16 protein-coding genes and 2 pseudogenes are annotated in these 15,644 nt (G+C 35.3%); 6 read left to right on the forward strand and 12 right to left on the reverse strand.

All coding sequences use genetic code 11. From position 1 onward, the window contains the following. Positions 1-389: 389 nt before the first annotated feature. From ACP6PL_RS29020 to ACP6PL_RS29030, 3 genes and pseudogenes are all read right to left on the reverse strand, one after another. Positions 390-556: pseudogene (locus tag ACP6PL_RS29020) on the reverse strand (IS1 family transposase); the annotation flags it as partial. A 365-nt stretch (positions 557-921) separates the two neighbouring features. Next, on the reverse strand, positions 922-1,368 hold the full coding sequence (locus ACP6PL_RS29025; protein ID WP_426548825.1) for an NUDIX hydrolase: 447 nt from the start codon (positions 1,366-1,368) through the stop codon (positions 922-924). Next, positions 1,355-1,861 carry a hypothetical protein gene (locus ACP6PL_RS29030; protein ID WP_426548826.1) on the reverse strand — a complete coding sequence of 169 codons (507 nt, stop codon included), beginning with the start codon at positions 1,859-1,861 and terminating at the stop codon, positions 1,355-1,357. Before ACP6PL_RS29030 ends, ACP6PL_RS29025 begins: the two co-directional genes overlap by 14 nt. 425 nt (positions 1,862-2,286) lie before the next feature. Here ACP6PL_RS29030 and folD point away from each other — a divergent pair, with 425 nt between their 5' ends. After that, a complete protein-coding gene (folD, locus tag ACP6PL_RS29035; protein WP_426548827.1) occupies positions 2,287-3,150 on the forward strand; it encodes a bifunctional methylenetetrahydrofolate dehydrogenase/methenyltetrahydrofolate cyclohydrolase FolD in 864 nt (287 codons plus the stop codon). Between the two features lie 506 nt (positions 3,151-3,656). Here folD and ACP6PL_RS29040 read toward each other — a convergent pair. Continuing rightward, a complete protein-coding gene (locus tag ACP6PL_RS29040) occupies positions 3,657-4,619 on the reverse strand; it encodes an L-histidine N(alpha)-methyltransferase (protein WP_426548828.1) in 963 nt (320 codons plus the stop codon). Positions 4,620-4,670: 51 nt separating this feature from the next. Beyond that, a complete protein-coding gene (locus ACP6PL_RS29045; protein WP_426548829.1) occupies positions 4,671-4,799 on the reverse strand; it encodes a hypothetical protein in 129 nt (42 codons plus the stop codon). 116 nt (positions 4,800-4,915) lie between these two features. Between ACP6PL_RS29045 and ACP6PL_RS29050 the strand changes: the two genes are divergently transcribed. Next, positions 4,916-6,121: an RNA-guided endonuclease InsQ/TnpB family protein gene (locus tag ACP6PL_RS29050; RefSeq protein ID WP_426548830.1), complete on the forward strand. Its 1,206-nt coding sequence runs from the start codon at positions 4,916-4,918 to the stop codon at positions 6,119-6,121. Between the two features lie 6 nt (positions 6,122-6,127). On the opposite strand, the pseudogene ACP6PL_RS29055 reads toward ACP6PL_RS29050, so the two are convergent. Then, positions 6,128-6,406 (reverse strand): annotated as a pseudogene (locus tag ACP6PL_RS29055) (hypothetical protein); the annotation flags it as partial. A 584-nt stretch (positions 6,407-6,990) separates the two neighbouring features. Further along, a complete protein-coding gene (locus tag ACP6PL_RS29060) occupies positions 6,991-7,299 on the reverse strand; it encodes a hypothetical protein (RefSeq protein ID WP_426548831.1) in 309 nt (102 codons plus the stop codon). Between ACP6PL_RS29060 and crtE the strand changes: the two genes are divergently transcribed. Together crtE and ACP6PL_RS29070 are read left to right on the forward strand one after the other, a co-directional pair. After that, entirely contained in the window at positions 7,298-8,209 is a 912-nt protein-coding gene (gene crtE, locus ACP6PL_RS29065; protein WP_426548832.1) for a geranylgeranyl diphosphate synthase CrtE, read from the forward strand. The two genes, ACP6PL_RS29060 and crtE, sit on opposite strands and share 2 nt — an antisense overlap. Before the next feature lie 9 nt (positions 8,210-8,218). Further along, on the forward strand, positions 8,219-8,674 hold the full coding sequence (locus ACP6PL_RS29070; protein WP_426548833.1) for a divergent PAP2 family protein: 456 nt from the start codon (positions 8,219-8,221) through the stop codon (positions 8,672-8,674). On the opposite strand, the gene ACP6PL_RS29075 is transcribed toward ACP6PL_RS29070, so the two are convergent. The 3 genes from ACP6PL_RS29075 to ACP6PL_RS29085 all read right to left on the reverse strand — a co-directional run bounded on the left by ACP6PL_RS29075 (position 8,671) and on the right by ACP6PL_RS29085 (position 10,641). Further along, the gene (locus ACP6PL_RS29075; RefSeq protein ID WP_426548834.1) at positions 8,671-9,348 is read right to left on the reverse strand and encodes a hypothetical protein; all 678 of its coding nucleotides are present in this window, start codon (positions 9,346-9,348) and stop codon (positions 8,671-8,673) included. The two genes, ACP6PL_RS29070 and ACP6PL_RS29075, sit on opposite strands and share 4 nt — an antisense overlap. Positions 9,349-9,549: 201 nt before the next feature. Further along, the gene (locus tag ACP6PL_RS29080) at positions 9,550-9,891 is read right to left on the reverse strand and encodes an MgPME-cyclase complex family protein (RefSeq protein ID WP_426548839.1); all 342 of its coding nucleotides are present in this window, start codon (positions 9,889-9,891) and stop codon (positions 9,550-9,552) included. A 27-nt stretch (positions 9,892-9,918) separates the two neighbouring features. After that, positions 9,919-10,641, reverse strand: coding sequence for a pyridoxine 5'-phosphate synthase (locus ACP6PL_RS29085; RefSeq protein ID WP_426548840.1), 723 nt, complete (start codon positions 10,639-10,641; stop codon positions 9,919-9,921). 539 nt (positions 10,642-11,180) lie between these two features. Here ACP6PL_RS29085 and ACP6PL_RS29090 point away from each other — a divergent pair. Then, complete coding sequence (locus tag ACP6PL_RS29090; RefSeq protein ID WP_426548835.1) at positions 11,181-12,665, forward strand: glycoside hydrolase family protein; 1,485 nt, start codon at positions 11,181-11,183, stop codon at positions 12,663-12,665. Positions 12,666-12,730: 65 nt separating this feature from the next. Here the strand turns inward: ACP6PL_RS29090 and ACP6PL_RS29095 are convergent, their stop codons facing one another. Next, on the reverse strand, positions 12,731-13,567 hold the full coding sequence (locus ACP6PL_RS29095; protein WP_426548836.1) for an SPFH domain-containing protein: 837 nt from the start codon (positions 13,565-13,567) through the stop codon (positions 12,731-12,733). 298 nt (positions 13,568-13,865) lie between these two features. On the opposite strand from ACP6PL_RS29095, the gene ACP6PL_RS29100 reads away from it, so the two are divergent. Then, positions 13,866-14,489, forward strand: a complete 624-nt coding sequence (locus ACP6PL_RS29100; protein ID WP_426548837.1) for a uridine kinase family protein — start codon at positions 13,866-13,868, stop codon at positions 14,487-14,489. A 466-nt stretch (positions 14,490-14,955) separates the two neighbouring features. Here ACP6PL_RS29100 and ACP6PL_RS29105 read toward each other — a convergent pair whose 3' ends face one another. Further along, positions 14,956-15,594 carry an alpha/beta hydrolase family protein gene (locus tag ACP6PL_RS29105; RefSeq protein WP_426548841.1) on the reverse strand — a complete coding sequence of 213 codons (639 nt, stop codon included), beginning with the start codon at positions 15,592-15,594 and terminating at the stop codon, positions 14,956-14,958. Positions 15,595-15,644 lie beyond the last annotated feature (50 nt).

Below are 15,644 nucleotides of genomic sequence, written 5' to 3' on the forward strand. Positions count from 1 at the left end.
TAATTGATAATGGATAATTGATAATTACCTCTGGTTAAAACCGTTCTTGATTGAAAATTGGGAAATATCCTAGCACTTTTCTCTTGGTCGATTGGATATGGCGCAATTCGGAGCGGCTCTGTAAGAGCGGGAAACCTCGCCATCCCATCCTAACGGACTGCTCCGCAAACGACCGCTCTCTTGGTCGATTGGATATGCCGTTTCGGCTGTCGCCGACATGAAACGCGTAGCGTCCCGGAGGGAACGGAGACCTCGGCATCCCATCCTTCGGAATGCTCCGCAAACGACCGCTTTTTCCCCTATCCAAGGGTAGGCTTTAAACCACAATTATTTAATTAACAATTAATAATTAATAATTCTGTAAAAATTAATGACGTTGCTGAATTGAGCTATGAACGATAGGGAACAGATATATCTTTCTGATAAAGATAGTGGATTAGCAAGGGAACAGAATAGTTTCATCTCTGAAACAGATCTGTGAATAACACAAGGTTTTTCGATCTAGTCTTGCTAAGTAATGCCTTAACTTTATGTTTTCTCCTTCTACTCTCGTCATAAAAGAATTGGTGGATCAGAGTAAGCAAAAATTTGAAATTCTACATTTAGAATTTTCTGATCGATTTGTAGCAGAATCAAAGCATCATATCAAATAGGTTCAGGAATAATTTGTGTTTTAATTACCTATACATTAATAGGGTTAATTGCCAATAACCAACGGACAAAATTCGTAGCATAAGTTTCTGCTAAATATTTACGGGAATTAGTTAACTAAGTTAAGTAGTGATATAATACTCCTAAAATTATACAATGGTAGAGGCAAGTTATACTTTAAATTAATGAGTTGAACTATCAGATAAAATAAACTCGCCCTAAAGATATAATGCACAAAATTCGTTGTCTCAGTCTATTACTTCCAAAGTTTTAATCAATTAAAGTGCCATATTTATCCATAAAATCTAAGATAATTTTTTGATGAAATTCACCAAGCGATCGCTCCATTCCTGCATTCTCAGAATAAGCTTTACCTGCCTTAATTTCTGCTGGACTTAATAATCCCATATCCCAACCTTCTGCCAAAACTAAATCTTTTAATTCTACAGTTAAGGGAGCATAAAATACATGACGAACAACATTAGTATCATAGTAAACACCAAACTCAGACACTATATCAGGTGCATAACTTATTTCTTCAGCTAATTCTCGTTTTACAGCCGCTTCTGATGTTTCTCCTGGTTCTATATGACCCCCAAAAAAAGCCCATTTACCAGGATGAGCAATACCAGGAATATCATCTCGTAATTGTAGGAGAAATTTCCCTTCTCGGTAAAGAATAGCGATCGCCACATGAGGTAGATTATTGTTGTTCATAATTCTCTTCTTCTATTCGTTCTAGCTCCTCTATATAAAAATCTCCAACATCCTGATTACCTAATTCTGAAACAACAATACTTTGATAACGTATTTTCCCTTTAATTGTTATTTCTGTTCCTATCTTTGGTAATTCTGCCGTAGTAAATATCCAAATACTCCCTGTATTATCCGCCAATTCATAAGCGCCTGTTTCTATAAATGGGGCACGGCTTTCTACAGTACCTTTTAAATATACTTGATTATCAATTTTACCTTTTGTTTGAATTTTATCAATTCGACTTACATTAAGATTTAATTTAATAGCTGTTTGTGTAATTTGACTGCAACTAATTAGTCCTGTCACCAAAAACATAATCATAATAATTCTAAATTTATCAAACAATGCATTTAATAAAGCAGAATTAAGCAGCAAAAACCAAGACGGAAATCTCTGAAATATTTGTATGTAATTTCTTCCCAAAGCTTTTTTAGTCGGTGCTCTAGTTATCATCAAAACTTTTTTCCCTATTGATAATTTACATAATAATTTTCTGCTTATTACTATAGCAATTACAAATTGATTATTCTCATCAATTTATTAATATTTAAAATTTATACCAAAATTCTTTCAATTCTCACTTCTGAAGTCTTGTTTTCTCAAAAAACTAGGATAAAAATATTACCACACAAATAAGATAATTTTGTCTATCTATAATACCAAGAAAAGATTTAATTCTATTTGAGTGCTAAAAATTAAACATTATTTTTATTTATTTAAAAACATCACAAAATCTACTTTTATATACTGATAAGCATACTATTATTATTCTGAATTAACAAGATAATTAATTTCAAAATCAAAAATTGAAATAAACAATTTTATCTAGAAGTCATTAGATACAGCTTTTAAAATCAAAAATCAAACAGGAAATAGCAATGACAAATCAATTAGATGGTAAAGCTCTGGCCAAAAAAATCAAAGCTGAACTCCAACAAAAAGTTCAGTCTCTACAAAGTAAAATTGGTCGTCCTCCTGGTTTAGCAGTATTGATGGTGGGAGATAACCCTGCTAGTGCAGTATATGTCCGTAACAAAGAAAAATCTTGCGCAAAAGTAGGTATTGCCTCCTTCGGGAAACATTTTCCAGCTCAAACATCTCAAGCTGAACTAACCCAAGTAATTCAAAAATTAAACCAAGACCCACAAGTAGACGGTATTCTTGTACAGTTACCTCTACCAGAACATTTAGACTCTACTTCATTACTTTACCAAATTGACCCCAGCAAAGACGTAGATGGACTCCATCCTATGAATCTTGGACAACTGCTCCGTGGTGAAAAGGGTTTACGCAGTTGTACTCCGGCAGGAGTCATGCGCTTGCTACAGGAATATAACATTCAATTACAAGGAAAACAAGCCGTTGTACTAGGGCGAAGCATTTTAGTGGGTAAACCAATGGCATTAATGTTACTTGAGGCCAATAGTACAGTAACAGTCGCCCATTCACGGTCTCAAAATTTAGAGGTCATAACCAGGAATGCAGATATTCTTGTCGCAGCAGTAGGTAAACCAAACATGATTACTGCTGAGATGGTCAAACCAGGAGCAGTAGTAATAGATGTAGGCATTAACCGAGTTACAGATGAAGGGGGTAATAGTCGGTTAGTAGGAGACGTTCAATTTGACTCTGTGGCAGAGGTAGCAGAATATATTACTCCTGTACCTGGAGGAGTTGGCCCAATGACTGTAGCAATGTTATTACAAAATACTGTAGAACGTTGGAGTGATTTGCTGGAATAATTTAACTTGCCAATACTTTTAGATATCTCCAGAAAATAAATTTGGTCTTTGTTTAACATAAATCAAGAGAAGTACAAATTACTACCAGTATGGGAACTGCTATAGTCATATATAATCAAAGAATGTTAAATTAAAAAAAAATCAACCTTTATTTATAGAAAAAATCTCCTAATACTAATTACCAATTAGAGTTTGCTGATTAAATCTCAAAGCATGAACGAATAAAGGTAAGTGCCTTTTCAGGTATTGAAAAAGTACCTGGTTTTTAGCTCTTTATACTCAAAAAGTTAGCATTTTTGGCAAGAGCTGGGCAAAAAAATTACTCCCCTAATCCTTAAAAAAGACTTTTTCAGCAAACCCTAATTAATAAAGCACAAATCTAAGCATCAAACTATTTTGATCCAGAGATTAATGAGATTGCTTGAGAAATATATTTTTCAAAAAAATCAATCAACCTGTAATCTTTACATAGCATCCTATCCTAGTTTAAATTGAAGCCATTCGAGCTATGGCTGAAAGGCTGCACACATATAATAATAGTCAGGTGTCATCCAAATCTTTGTATTGGCATTTTTTGCCATCATAAAAATATTTTCCTGACTATATTTTCGAGAAATTTCTGTTTGTATTCGTGTTCCTTTTCTAAGTAGTGCTAACTTCTGCTTCTCAGATGTGTACGAAATCGTGCAATCTTCAGTAAGCTCCATCCAACGTACTACTCCTTTCTTGCTATTGTCAAATTCCGAATAACGTTTCAACTTATCTAATGGAATATCTATCTCAAGATACTTATTGATCATTTTTATCATGTGCCAGTCAATCTTCTTCATTGCTTCGATATTGTAAGCATCTTCAATAACCTCAACCGATTTATGTTCGGAAGGTGCACTATCAAACATAATTACAAGCCTAGAATTCTCTATACTCGAGAATATATTCATGAATTTGTTGATAAATTCTAAGCTCTCTGATTCTGAGAAGTTGCCAATAGTAGATCCGAGTAAGAAGACAGTGATATTAGTATCTCTGAAACGATTGTAAAATTCACTTTTCATACAAATTTCCCAAGAATCAATATGAGAAATGACAGGTAATCCGGGAAATTCTTTTTCAACGTTTTTATGACAGAGATCGATTGCAGATTGTGCCGTATCAATAGGAATATAATAGACACCTTGAAACCTTTCTAGCGCTTCTTTCAAAAAAGGAAATGTCTTTTTCCCCGAACCCGAACCCAGATCGACGATCGTGTGCTGACGTGAGTAGTCACCAAAATCCATAATCGATTTGTAATGAAGATCGATCAACTCTTGCTCTTTTCTAGCCAAGTAATACTTTTCGTCCGACAATATCAGCTCTAAAAGTTCACTTCCAGTTTCATAATATTTTAACTTGGGTGATGGTATCCAAACATCCTCTACTCCATCTGCTAGCTGTTGGCGTAATTTTTCAGCTTCTAAATATTTCATTGTTAGTTCTTCCGAAAGATTTAATTATTATGCTTATTTGCTACTCTTTGATTACACATCATGTTGAGGAATAGCTATTTCCAACGGTTTATAGTTTCTGCTAGCTAGATACTCAGGACGATAAGTGATTTTATCTCTTACAGGTATGTTGTCTACTCTATTATATATCAATATGAGCATATCTCTTTTGAAGGGTTATTAACTGTTAAACTTAAACCGTAGAAAATAGTTGTAAAACTTACAAAAGTGTTGTAATATTAAATAGGTAACAATAAATTATCAAAAATAGCGAGTGAATGCGACTTGTTGATAGACATATTATTAACCGAACACATAACTTTTGGCGAGTTTGTGATGAATTAGCCTTTAAGTCTAAAAACTTGTATAATTTGGCTAATTATTATTGTCGTCAGCATTTTTTTAGTACTGGTTATAGTTTGGATTTAACTAAACTGTACCACGCTACCAAAGATAGTGATGCCTATAGAGCATTACCAACTAAAGTATCAAAACAAATAATCAAATGCTTGATTGCCACTTGGCATGGTTATTTTCAGGCTATAAAAGAATGGTCAAAACATCCAGGAAAGTTTTTAGGTAAGCCCAAAATACCCAAATATAAGGACAAAACCAAAGGTAGAAATGTAGTTATATATTCAAAGGAATCAGTCTATAGAGCAAGTTTGAAGAATGGTATTTGTCACTTATCTATGAGTCAAATTAAAATACCTGTAGTTGTGGATACTGTCATCGAAGTGAGGATAGTACCTGCTACTGCCTGCTATATAATCGAAGTTGTCTATGAAAAAACAAATCAGCCACAAATACATTCAACATATATAGCCGGAATAGACTTAGGAATTGACCGGTTAGTAGCTCTATCTACAAATAAGCCTGGTATCAAACCACTGCTGATTAACGGGAAGCCACTAAAAAGTGTCAATCAATTATATAACAAGCGAAAAGCTAAGTACCAAAGTGCGTTATCAGGCCAGAAAAAAACTAGCCGTAAGATTGAAGCGTTAACCTACCGCCGAAATCGTTTTGTCGAGAATTATCTGCATAACACCAGCAAATTAGTGGTTGAGTATTTAACCACAAATAATATTGGTACTGTAGTCATAGGCCAAAATGATAACTGGAAACAAGGTGCAAAGATAGGCAAAAAAAACAATCAAAACTTTACCCAAATACCACACTCTAAGCTAATTCAACAGATAACTTATAAATGTCAACTGGTTGGGATCAAAGTTATTGAAACTGAAGAAAGTTACACCAGTAAAACATCTGCTATTGACTTAGAAAAACCAATATGCTATGAAAACTATGTAGGCAAGCGAGTCAAACGTGGCTTATTCAGAAGTGCAACAGGTAAAGTAATTAATGCCGATATCAACGCCAGTCTTCAGATAATTAGAAAGAAATTCCCAGAGGCATTTACTGCCGAGGGAATAGTGAGCTGTGCCGTACAGCCTGTATTGGTTAATCCAATATCAAGATAAAAGCTGTCACGATTTTCTACAGTTTTTTTCGTACGGTGAGATATTGTTGCTAGATCCATGAACACAGTCTACATGAAAAAATAATACTCCTCCTGCTTTCCCTTTTGGTATATCAATACCATTTTCGGTAATTAAATCTTTAGCTATCTTTCTCCCAACTGGATACTTAATATCTGTTGTATTTTGGGTCCATTCTATATCACTTGAATATAGTGCCTGCTGCTTTGCTCCAATTCCATAACCAATTCTGGATTCCTTATGCGATCTTGGAACTAGAAAAATTGGACCATTAAACTCGCTAACTTAATCTAAAAATATTGCAACTATTGCAACTATTGATCATTTCTGGCTTTGGTATTTTATCTTCATAGTACCAGTGTAGGTAGTTTTGGTGCCATGGATAAAAACCACCTTTAAACTCTGTATTTGCAATTGAATTTAGATTGATAGATATAAACGTTTCCTTTCAAAATATCAGTAACAGGCTTAAGAATTTCTGGATGTCTAGAAATTTTATCTATAGTATTACTGTAAAGATTTATTCCATGTATTGATTTTAAGGTTGAGTCATCTTTCTCAAAAATAGTTCCTGGAAGATTTTTATAATTGATACTTTGTATTTCATCTTTAATTTTACTGATTTCTGAATATTTAAGAGCTTTTTGTACAAATATGTACCCTAATTCATAATATTTTTCGTATCTTTCTTCATGGAGTTCTATAGTTTAAGCAAGAAGATATATGAAGGCCAATTAGTTAGTAGTTTTTTCCCAATGATATAGATTCCATAAATAATATCATATCTGCTGGTATCGTTTGTGTAAAAGTTAGGGTAAATATCTACAGGAAATTTAAGTTTTTTCCAGCTTTTAAGCCTTCTTACTTCTTCCTTCTTCCTTACCCTTACTTACAATACTGATGCTACCTGACTTGATATAACGATTTGCTAATGTAACCCGATCATTGTGTGAGTATTGCTGTCTATATCCATAAATAGTATTGTAAGATAGTTTACTTTTGTCAACACTATATATAGGAAAGCTCGACCTCGCCATCTGTGTAACTTTAATACTTGCTTTTTGCTTTCTTCTTGAAACAAATAAATTTAGGGATTGAAACCAATAAAGTGTATAATCTATGGTGCTAATGCCAAATAATGGCCACCAGATTAATCCCATGGTTCCTCAATTTCAAATAGATACAAATTTTGACCTATCTACCTATTTAACAGAGCGAAAAGCTCTAGTTGAAAAAGCTCTTGACAATTCTATCAGCACAGTCTACCCAGAAAAAATTTATGAGGCAATGCGCTATTCCCTACTAGCAGGTGGTAAGCGTTTACGTCCAATTCTTTGTTTGGCGACCTGTGAATTATCAGGTGGAAACATAGAAATGGCAATGCCTACTGCCTGTGCATTAGAAATGATTCACACCATGTCCTTAATCCATGATGATTTACCTGCAATGGATAACGATGATTATCGCCGAGGCAAGTTGACAAATCATAAAGTTTATGGTGAAGATATTGCAATTCTTGCAGGTGATGGTTTATTAAGCTATGCTTTTGAGTTTGTAGCTACTCAAACCAAGAATGTACTACCACAACAAGTTCTACAAGTCATTGCTCGATTGGGAAAAGCTGTTGGAGCAGCAGGGTTAGTGGGAGGCCAAGTAGTGGACTTAGCTTCAGAGGGTCTCTCACAAGTATCTGAAGAAACATTACATTTTATCCATACTCATAAAACAGGTGCTCTTTTAGAAGCTTGTGTAGTTTGTGGCGCTATACTTGCCAGTGCATCCCAAACTAATGTAGAGAAACTTTCCCGCTATGCTCAAAATATTGGTTTGGCTTTTCAAATAGTTGATGATATTCTCGATATTACTGCTACTACAGAAGAGCTAGGAAAAACTGCAGGAAAGGATCTTGAGGCTCAGAAAGCAACCTATCCAGCAATTTGGGGATTAGAAAAATCTCGGTGTCAGGCTCAAATACTTGTTCAGAATGCCAAGGCAGAGTTAGAAGTTTTTGGAGAAAAGGCATTGCCACTAATAGCTTTAGCAGATTTTATTATCAGCCGCAGTAACTAGGAGGGTAATATGGAGAATATTGGCGAAATTATGGATAACCATGTTCTATGGGTTGCTCTCCTGGCTTGTCTCATGGCTCAATTTTTTAAGATAGTGGTAGAGTTAGTTCAACATCATAAGATTAATCTACAAGCTTTATTTACAAGTGGTGGAATGCCTAGTGCTCATTCTGCATTTGTAGCGGCATTGGCAGTAGGAGTAGGCCAGACAAAGGGTTGGGCTAGTCCAGAGTTTGCCCTCGCTTTAGTTTTTGCGATTATTGTGATGTATGATGCAGCAGGAGTTCGTCAAGCAGCAGGATTACAAGCTCGAATTCTTAATCAAATTGTAGATGAATTGTTCCAGGAAGACCATCATCTTAATCAAGACCGTCTTAAAGAGTTGTTAGGTCATACTCCTGTACAGGTTATAGTAGGTTTTTGTTTGGGAGTAGCTGTATCTTGGGTTGCAAGTTTCAGTTATTAATTGGTTAATTTAATTCTAGGACTAATTAATGTCACCCTACTACTATCTACAACAAAAGCTAAAAATCCACGATCGCTTAAGTTAAACATACTATTTGTAGCAGCTCGACGTCCGCGCGTATAGGTTACTAATAGAAAAGGTTTTTGTCCATAGGCAGCTAAACCTATATTACGCCCTAAACTTCTTTCCAATTGTAAAGCTATTTCTGGTTGATTATTATAATCTACTAGAACAGCATAACCACTACCTAAAGGTTGAGGATTAAAGCCTATTTCTGGAGGTGCAGGCAATGGCCCGTCAGGCACTTGTATTTCCTCACTTGGTCTAACTACATAGGCACGCAATCCTACAATATCTTGAATATATCTTGCCCAATCACTCGCCACATCCTTGTCATCAAAACCCCGGATCGTACTAACAGTTTGGTCAATGTAGCGACAGACATCTATTGTGATATCTGGTGGTAGACTGCGACTAACTATATCTTGATTTGCAGGTGTCTCTGTAACTATGACTAATAAGTATTCATCACTAGCAGGAGATTGACAATCTTCAATAGCCATGGCATATTTTGCTTCAGTTGTCAAAAATGACAAGAATAAAAAAGCCGAGGCCATAAAAGTTTTTAGCCTCCCCAACCAAGGTTTATTCAGTTGCAGTTGAGTATTAGTCATTGCGAAAAAATAGTTAATAGTCAAGTAGGCATCCAGCTATTAGCTATCAGCTGCCAGCTTTTTAATAAATTAAGCATTAGTTTAACTTGACTTTTAGTTATCCTCAGATACTAAATCCTCATAAATGTGAAAATAAGTTAATAACTAATAGCTGAAAGCTGACAGCTGTTGGCACAGTATTCCTTAAGAAATACTTATATATTAAGAATCTTGAGTAGAACTTGGTGCCAGAGAAGCCAAAGGTTGAGGAATAGTATCTGAAGGTGCTTGAAATTCTCCTGTAGCTACAAACTCTAAGCGTAATTTCAACCAAGTAATAAAGTGAGAATTAGTAGAAATAATCGCTGCAGCAGGTTGAGGACATTTTACTTTAATGCTAGCTAGTTCAGGAGCTTCTAAAAAGGCAGGTTGAGGAACTTGCCAAAAATCTATTTCCTTTTCCTTCTCGTGATAATCTCTAATGCGCTCCCTGAATACTTCCTCCAGGGGTTCTTCCTCCATTAAAAATTTTTGACTAGCTAAGACGTAATAGTAAGTTTGCATTTCCATCTATCAATTAGAAATTAGTAATTAGAACTTGCCATGAATAGCAAGTTTCATTTCACGGACAGCTCGCTCCATACCAACGAGTACCGCCCTAGAAATAATTGTATGACCAATGTTGAGTTCTTCCATACCTTCTAGACAAGCAACTGGATAAACATTCCAATAAGTAAGGCCATGTCCAGCATTTACCCGGAGACCAGCAGCGATCGCTATTTTGCACCCATCTGCCAAAATAGTCAATTCTTTGTGGCGTGTAGACTCATCTTCAGCTTCAGCATAAGATCCTGTATGGAGTTCAATAAACTTGGCCTGAATTGTGGCTGAAGCTTCTATCTGAGCTTTTTCTGCATCAATAAACATACTGACAGGAATACCGGCTCCCTGTAATTGGGTTACGACTTCTCTCATCTGGGGAAGATTTCCTGCCACATCCAACCCCCCTTCAGTAGTTACTTCTTCCCGCCGTTCTGGTACAAGAGTAATATAGTCTGGTTGAATTTCCAGAGCGATTGCCACCATTTCATCAGTAGGGGCCATTTCTAGATTCAAATGAGTCCGTACTGTTTGTCGGAGAATACGGACATCTCGTTCTTGAATATGGCGACGGTCTTCGCGCAGATGGACAGTAATACCATCAGCACCAGCTAGTTCAGCTAAAACTGCTGCTGCTACTGGATCTGGTTCTACAGTTTGTCGCGCTTGTCTAATTGTGGCAACGTGGTCTATGTTGACACCAAGAGTGGGCAATTTTTCTTCTCCTAAAAAGGTTAAATTAATTTGGCATAGGTACTTAACTATATTATCAGTGTTAAACCTCAAAGCTTTCTGAGATTTACCAAATTGGAGAACCCCAGCCAGCTTGTGGACAATCTCAATAAGTTCTAATTTACAAACTTTGGGTATAAAGTTTGCCTATTTTGTAGTTTTATAAGCCGTTGTGCATTTAAATAACCTATTATTTTGTGCCTCATTCAAAGGACAACCCTATTTGACTTGAATCATATGAATTTTAAATGCGTATTAGTTTATTGAGAGGTAGGTTGAAGATTCTTATTGGTAAGATACATAATTTCAAAGTTTTCAGTTAAAATTAACTGTTATAAAAATTATCAGAACCAATCCGCCGATTGCTTTTTTTTTTCCAAAAACAAGTAATTTTTGGTAAGATATGGAAAATACCTATTCTTGAAAATCAAGACCTTGAAAAATATAGCTAATTAATATTTTGATTAATTATCAATTAATCAAAACATTAACTGTTTAGTTGTAAATAGGAACTGTCAACAATGCAAATCTCACAAAATTGCCTGGATTTAATCAAGAAATGGGAAGGACTTTTTCTGAATGCTTATCTAGATCCAGTAGGAATACCAACTATTGGATATGGAACCATTCGTTATCCGAATGGACAAACAGTTCGTCTAGGAGACAGAATTTCAGAAAGAGATGCAGAAGGATACCTCAGGTATGAATGTGGCAAAAAAGCCGAAGAAATTTCTCAACTCATCAAAGTTCCTGTTAATCAAAACCAATTCGATGCTCTAGTATCTTTTTCTTATAATGTAGGAACTGGCGCATTTCAAGGTAGTACCTTATTAAGAAAACTAAATCAAGGAGATTATCGAGGAGCAGCTAATGAATTTTCCCGTTGGGTAAATGGCGTAGTTCGTGGTGTCAAGGTACCACTACCAGGGTTAGTATCTCGTCGTGCTGATGAAAAGAGGTTATTTCTGAAAAGTGGAGGAGAAGAAAAACCTTTAGAAGGTGAAATTTCCGAACAAGATAAAGTAACTTGGTTAGAAGGATATCGAGATGAAAATAAGAAAACTGTAGTTGTAGGTTGGAACCAAGGTGAAGTAGTAGAAATCTTAACTCTTGAAAAGTTTGATAAAGACTTATTAGCTAGTATTTTTCCTCAGTATAAAAATGCGAGGTATTTTGTAATTGCTCCTGCTAATAAACCAATTCCTGCTGGTGAAAGAACTTCAGTTTTTAAAATTTCCGATATATATAATCAAGGTACACCTCCAAAACTCAACCGTGTATTAGTACGAGGTAGTGAAGGCGAGGATGTAAAAAATTTACAAAAGAGATTGAAAGATTTAGGGTATTATTCAGGATCACTTGATGGTTTTTTTGGTAAGAAAACTGAACTTTCAGTTATTGAGTTTAAAAAAGATTATTTTGGCACAGATAATGCAACAGTAGAGTCTATAACCTGGAAGAGATTATGGGGAAATGCTCCACCTCCACCTCCTCCTGCACCACCACCGACAACAAACAAAAATTATCTACTATTAACAAAGACAAGTCGTAAAGATAGATATGGATGTTATGTACTTAACTTAGACTATTTTAAATATGGAAAATTACAAGACAGATTAGAAGTTTGTTGCGGTGCCCCTGGAAGACAATTTTTCCGTACCGCTGCTCGGAGTCGTGCAATGACTGGAGAACCATTACCAGAAGGAAAGTGGTACATTCAGGATATTATTTGGGCTGATAGTAAAGATAATTATTATGGTCGAATTTTTCAAAGTGGTATTGGCCCAGTAACAGTTCCGTTAGATTATATAGAACCTGGTAGAACTGAAAGAAGCGCGATCGAAATTCATATTGACTGGAATCGATATTATGGTGCCCCTGGTACTGTTGGTTGTATCGCTACTTACAACATATCTGATTATAAAAGGTTCGTTGGTTGGTTAAGGGATACAGATCCCCGGGATCTTTATGTTGACTGGAAATTAGGAACTTGTCCTAAACCTTAGTTAAGATTAAGATGATGGTGCGTGACGCTTGGCGCTTCGCACCCTACTTGACTTTTAACTTGATATTAATCAGGTTTTTTCAGGTTTGGAGAATCTCCTGAGTTTTCGATTAATTCAGCTAATCCTTCTGAGATAGCTCTTGGGTTCATAAAAAGTAGCTTAGAATTAGCACTTTCACTTAATTTTTCATTAGTTTCTAAATATCTTTGAGCAATCAGAAACTGCATAAATGCACGACTGTCTGGAGGCAAATTTAAGGTTTTGGAAAGAAGCTCTATAGACTCTGCTTGTCCTCTAGCTTTAGCAAGAGCAGCTTGCTTTTCACCTTCTGCTTGTTCAATCATAGCTTGTTTTTCACTTAAAGCTACCCTTTCCGACTCCATCGCTGCCTGCACTTTTTCCGGAAAAATAATATTTTGAATCTCAACACGAATTACTTTTACTCCCCAACTAGAAGTCGCTTCATCTAATTTCTTTAGTAAAGCTTTATCAATTTCAGATTTTGTAGACAAAACCTCTCGCATTGGTAAACGACCAATTTCAGAACGGATAGAAGTTAAAACAATATTATTGATAGCATTTCCTACATCTTCAATTGCATAATATGCTCTCTCCATTTCTATTATTTGCCAGTACACTACTGCATCTACCTGTAAGGTTAAATTATCATTAGTGATAACTGACTGAGGTGGAATATCCAAAACCCGTTCGCGGATAGTATCAACATAAGCTATTTTTTCTAGCAGGGGTAAGACTAACCGAAGTCCAGGTCTCAAAGTCCGCCGATACTTTCCTAAGCGTTCTACTAAAGCTTCATCCCCTTGATCGATAACTCTTACAGAGGAGTTAACTGCATAACCAACGATTGCAGTTGCTATCATAGCCACAAGATATTGGAGCATAATATTTTAGACTTTATATATTAGGTTAATTGTCTTAATAGTAGCATTGTCTAGGAATAATCCTATTTGAAGGATAAATACAGTTAAAAATTATACTAAAGTATAATTAGAGTTGGGACAATTTTGGAAAATTTATCAAAATCATTGATTATAAAATCCTGCCTTTTAATTAGTTATCAGTTAAATATTTTTGATATTTTTATCAAAATAACAAAATAAGTATTTAACTTCTGACTTCTGACTTGAGAAATCCCCGTGACAAAAACAACTTTTGACTTAGTTAACAAGCTTGGTTAATATGGAGAACTTAATTAATACTTTATCTGAAAAAAGTCAAAATAAAAAACCTCTGATGGTAGCTATTTCAGGAATTGATGGTTCAGGAAAAGGCTATATCGGTTCTCAAATAAATAGCTCTTTACGAGAAATTGGTATTAATAGCTATCTAATTGGAATTGACGGATGGCTAGAATTACCAGAAAAGCGATTCAGTGAGACAAATCCCGCAGAACATTTCTATAAAAATGGATTTAGGTTTGATGAAATGTTCTCCACATTAGTTGCTCCCCTTCAACAAACTGGATTTGTTGACATAATTGCCAATCATGCAGATGTTGGTAACTCAAATTCATACACACAATATCATTATCAGATAGAAAATGGAGAAATAGTAATTTTAGAAGGTATCTTTTTGTTCCAAGATAAATTTGACTTTGATTATCGTATTTGGATCGACTGTAGTTTTGAAACTGCTTTTCAAAGGGCGTTGAATCGTAACCAGGAAGGTATTTCTGAAGCAGAATTAAGGCACGATTACGAAACTATATATTTTCCAGCTCAATTGTTACACTTTGCTCAAGATAAACCCAAGCAAATGGCTGATTTTATAATTGTTAACGATGATAAGCTTGAGGAATATTAAGTGATAGTATCAGATTCTATTTAAGGAATAGCTAACAAACTCTGAAAAATCAAAATCTAATCCTATAGAAACTTAATTTACCAGAAATAAATTATATCAAATCCATTTAACTAGGTATAAAAAAAAATTTCGTTCTTTATAATTGTCCAATCTTTCTTCCTTTTCGAGGCATTAAGCACGATTACTATTTATTCGGTCGAATCCTACTCCCTACTCTCAAGAAAATGTAGCAAGACTTTTGAGAGTTGGTATGACGTAACTAAAAATTATAGCACTTTACATTTAGATACGGCAAAATAGGAACATTCTATAGAATGTCCCTACAAGAATACTGAATTTATAACTAAGGAATGAGAACTTTATTATCTACACAAGTTAAATTGCTTAAACTCCATATCATCTCAGTTCTTTCAAAAAAATTCTGGACTTTATTTAATTCTCATTCCTAATTATCTGAACATCGTAATTATTTAACTATACCAGAGTGACCTTCTATATTTCCTACCGCTTCAAATCTTCCACCCAGGTATTTTGCTAAAAATTCCTCAGCGATCGCGTAAAAATGTAAACGGTTTTCTGGACGAGCAAAACCATGACCCTCATCCGTATATAAAGCATATTTGACAGGTTTACCAGCATCTTCCATTGCTTTAAAAATTTGTTCGCTTTCTGACTCCTTCACCCGTGGGTCATTCGCACCTTGACCTATTAATAAAGGTTTCTGAATTTTATCGACAAAAAATAGAGGCGATCGCGATTTCAAAAATTCTGGCTCTGTTTCAATATCTCCCATCCGATGACTAAAGATTTTCTTCAGAGGTTCCCAATAAGGTGGAATAGTTTCCATTAAAGTAATCAAATTACTCGGTCCGACAATATCTACACCAGCAGCAAACACTTCTGGGGTGAAAGTTAATCCTGCTAATGTTGCATAACCACCATAAGAACCACCCATGATAGCTATTTTATCTTTGTCGGCGATACCATTTTCAACTAACCAGTTAACTCCATCAATTAGATCGTCGTGCATTTTCGCACCCCATTCCCGGTTGCCAGCATTGAGAAAATCTTTACCGTAACCAGTCGAACCGCGGAAATTAATCAGGACTTACGCAAAGACACTATATATAGCGTATACTAAATAGAGCGATGTAG

This window comes from Dapis purpurea BLCC-M126 (assembly GCF_050015975.1).
Taxonomy (GTDB): domain Bacteria; phylum Cyanobacteriota; class Cyanobacteriia; order Cyanobacteriales; family Microcoleaceae; genus Trichodesmium.

Bases quoted from the DNA above. Each gene is read 5' to 3' on its own strand.
- ACP6PL_RS29090 (WP_426548835.1), top strand. From the start codon at position 11,181: ATGCAAATCTCACAAAATTGCCTGGATTTAATCAAGAAATGGGAAGGA.
- ACP6PL_RS29060 (WP_426548831.1), bottom strand. From the start codon at position 7,299: ATGGGATTAATCTGGTGGCCATTATTTGGCATTAGCACCATAGATTAT.
- ACP6PL_RS29095 (WP_426548836.1), bottom strand. From the start codon at position 13,567: ATGCTCCAATATCTTGTGGCTATGATAGCAACTGCAATCGTTGGTTAT.
- folD (WP_426548827.1), top strand. From the start codon at position 2,287: ATGACAAATCAATTAGATGGTAAAGCTCTGGCCAAAAAAATCAAAGCT.
- crtE (WP_426548832.1), top strand. From the start codon at position 7,298: ATGGTTCCTCAATTTCAAATAGATACAAATTTTGACCTATCTACCTAT.
- ACP6PL_RS29050 (WP_426548830.1), top strand. From the start codon at position 4,916: ATGCGACTTGTTGATAGACATATTATTAACCGAACACATAACTTTTGG.
- ACP6PL_RS29040 (WP_426548828.1), bottom strand. From the start codon at position 4,619: ATGAAATATTTAGAAGCTGAAAAATTACGCCAACAGCTAGCAGATGGA.
- ACP6PL_RS29025 (WP_426548825.1), bottom strand. From the start codon at position 1,368: ATGAACAACAATAATCTACCTCATGTGGCGATCGCTATTCTTTACCGA.
- ACP6PL_RS29100 (WP_426548837.1), top strand. From the start codon at position 13,866: ATGGAGAACTTAATTAATACTTTATCTGAAAAAAGTCAAAATAAAAAA.
- ACP6PL_RS29080 (WP_426548839.1), bottom strand. From the start codon at position 9,891: ATGCAAACTTACTATTACGTCTTAGCTAGTCAAAAATTTTTAATGGAG.
- ACP6PL_RS29075 (WP_426548834.1), bottom strand. From the start codon at position 9,348: ATGACTAATACTCAACTGCAACTGAATAAACCTTGGTTGGGGAGGCTA.
- ACP6PL_RS29070 (WP_426548833.1), top strand. From the start codon at position 8,219: ATGGAGAATATTGGCGAAATTATGGATAACCATGTTCTATGGGTTGCT.
- ACP6PL_RS29030 (WP_426548826.1), bottom strand. From the start codon at position 1,861: ATGATAACTAGAGCACCGACTAAAAAAGCTTTGGGAAGAAATTACATA.
- ACP6PL_RS29045 (WP_426548829.1), bottom strand. From the start codon at position 4,799: ATGCTCATATTGATATATAATAGAGTAGACAACATACCTGTAAGAGAT.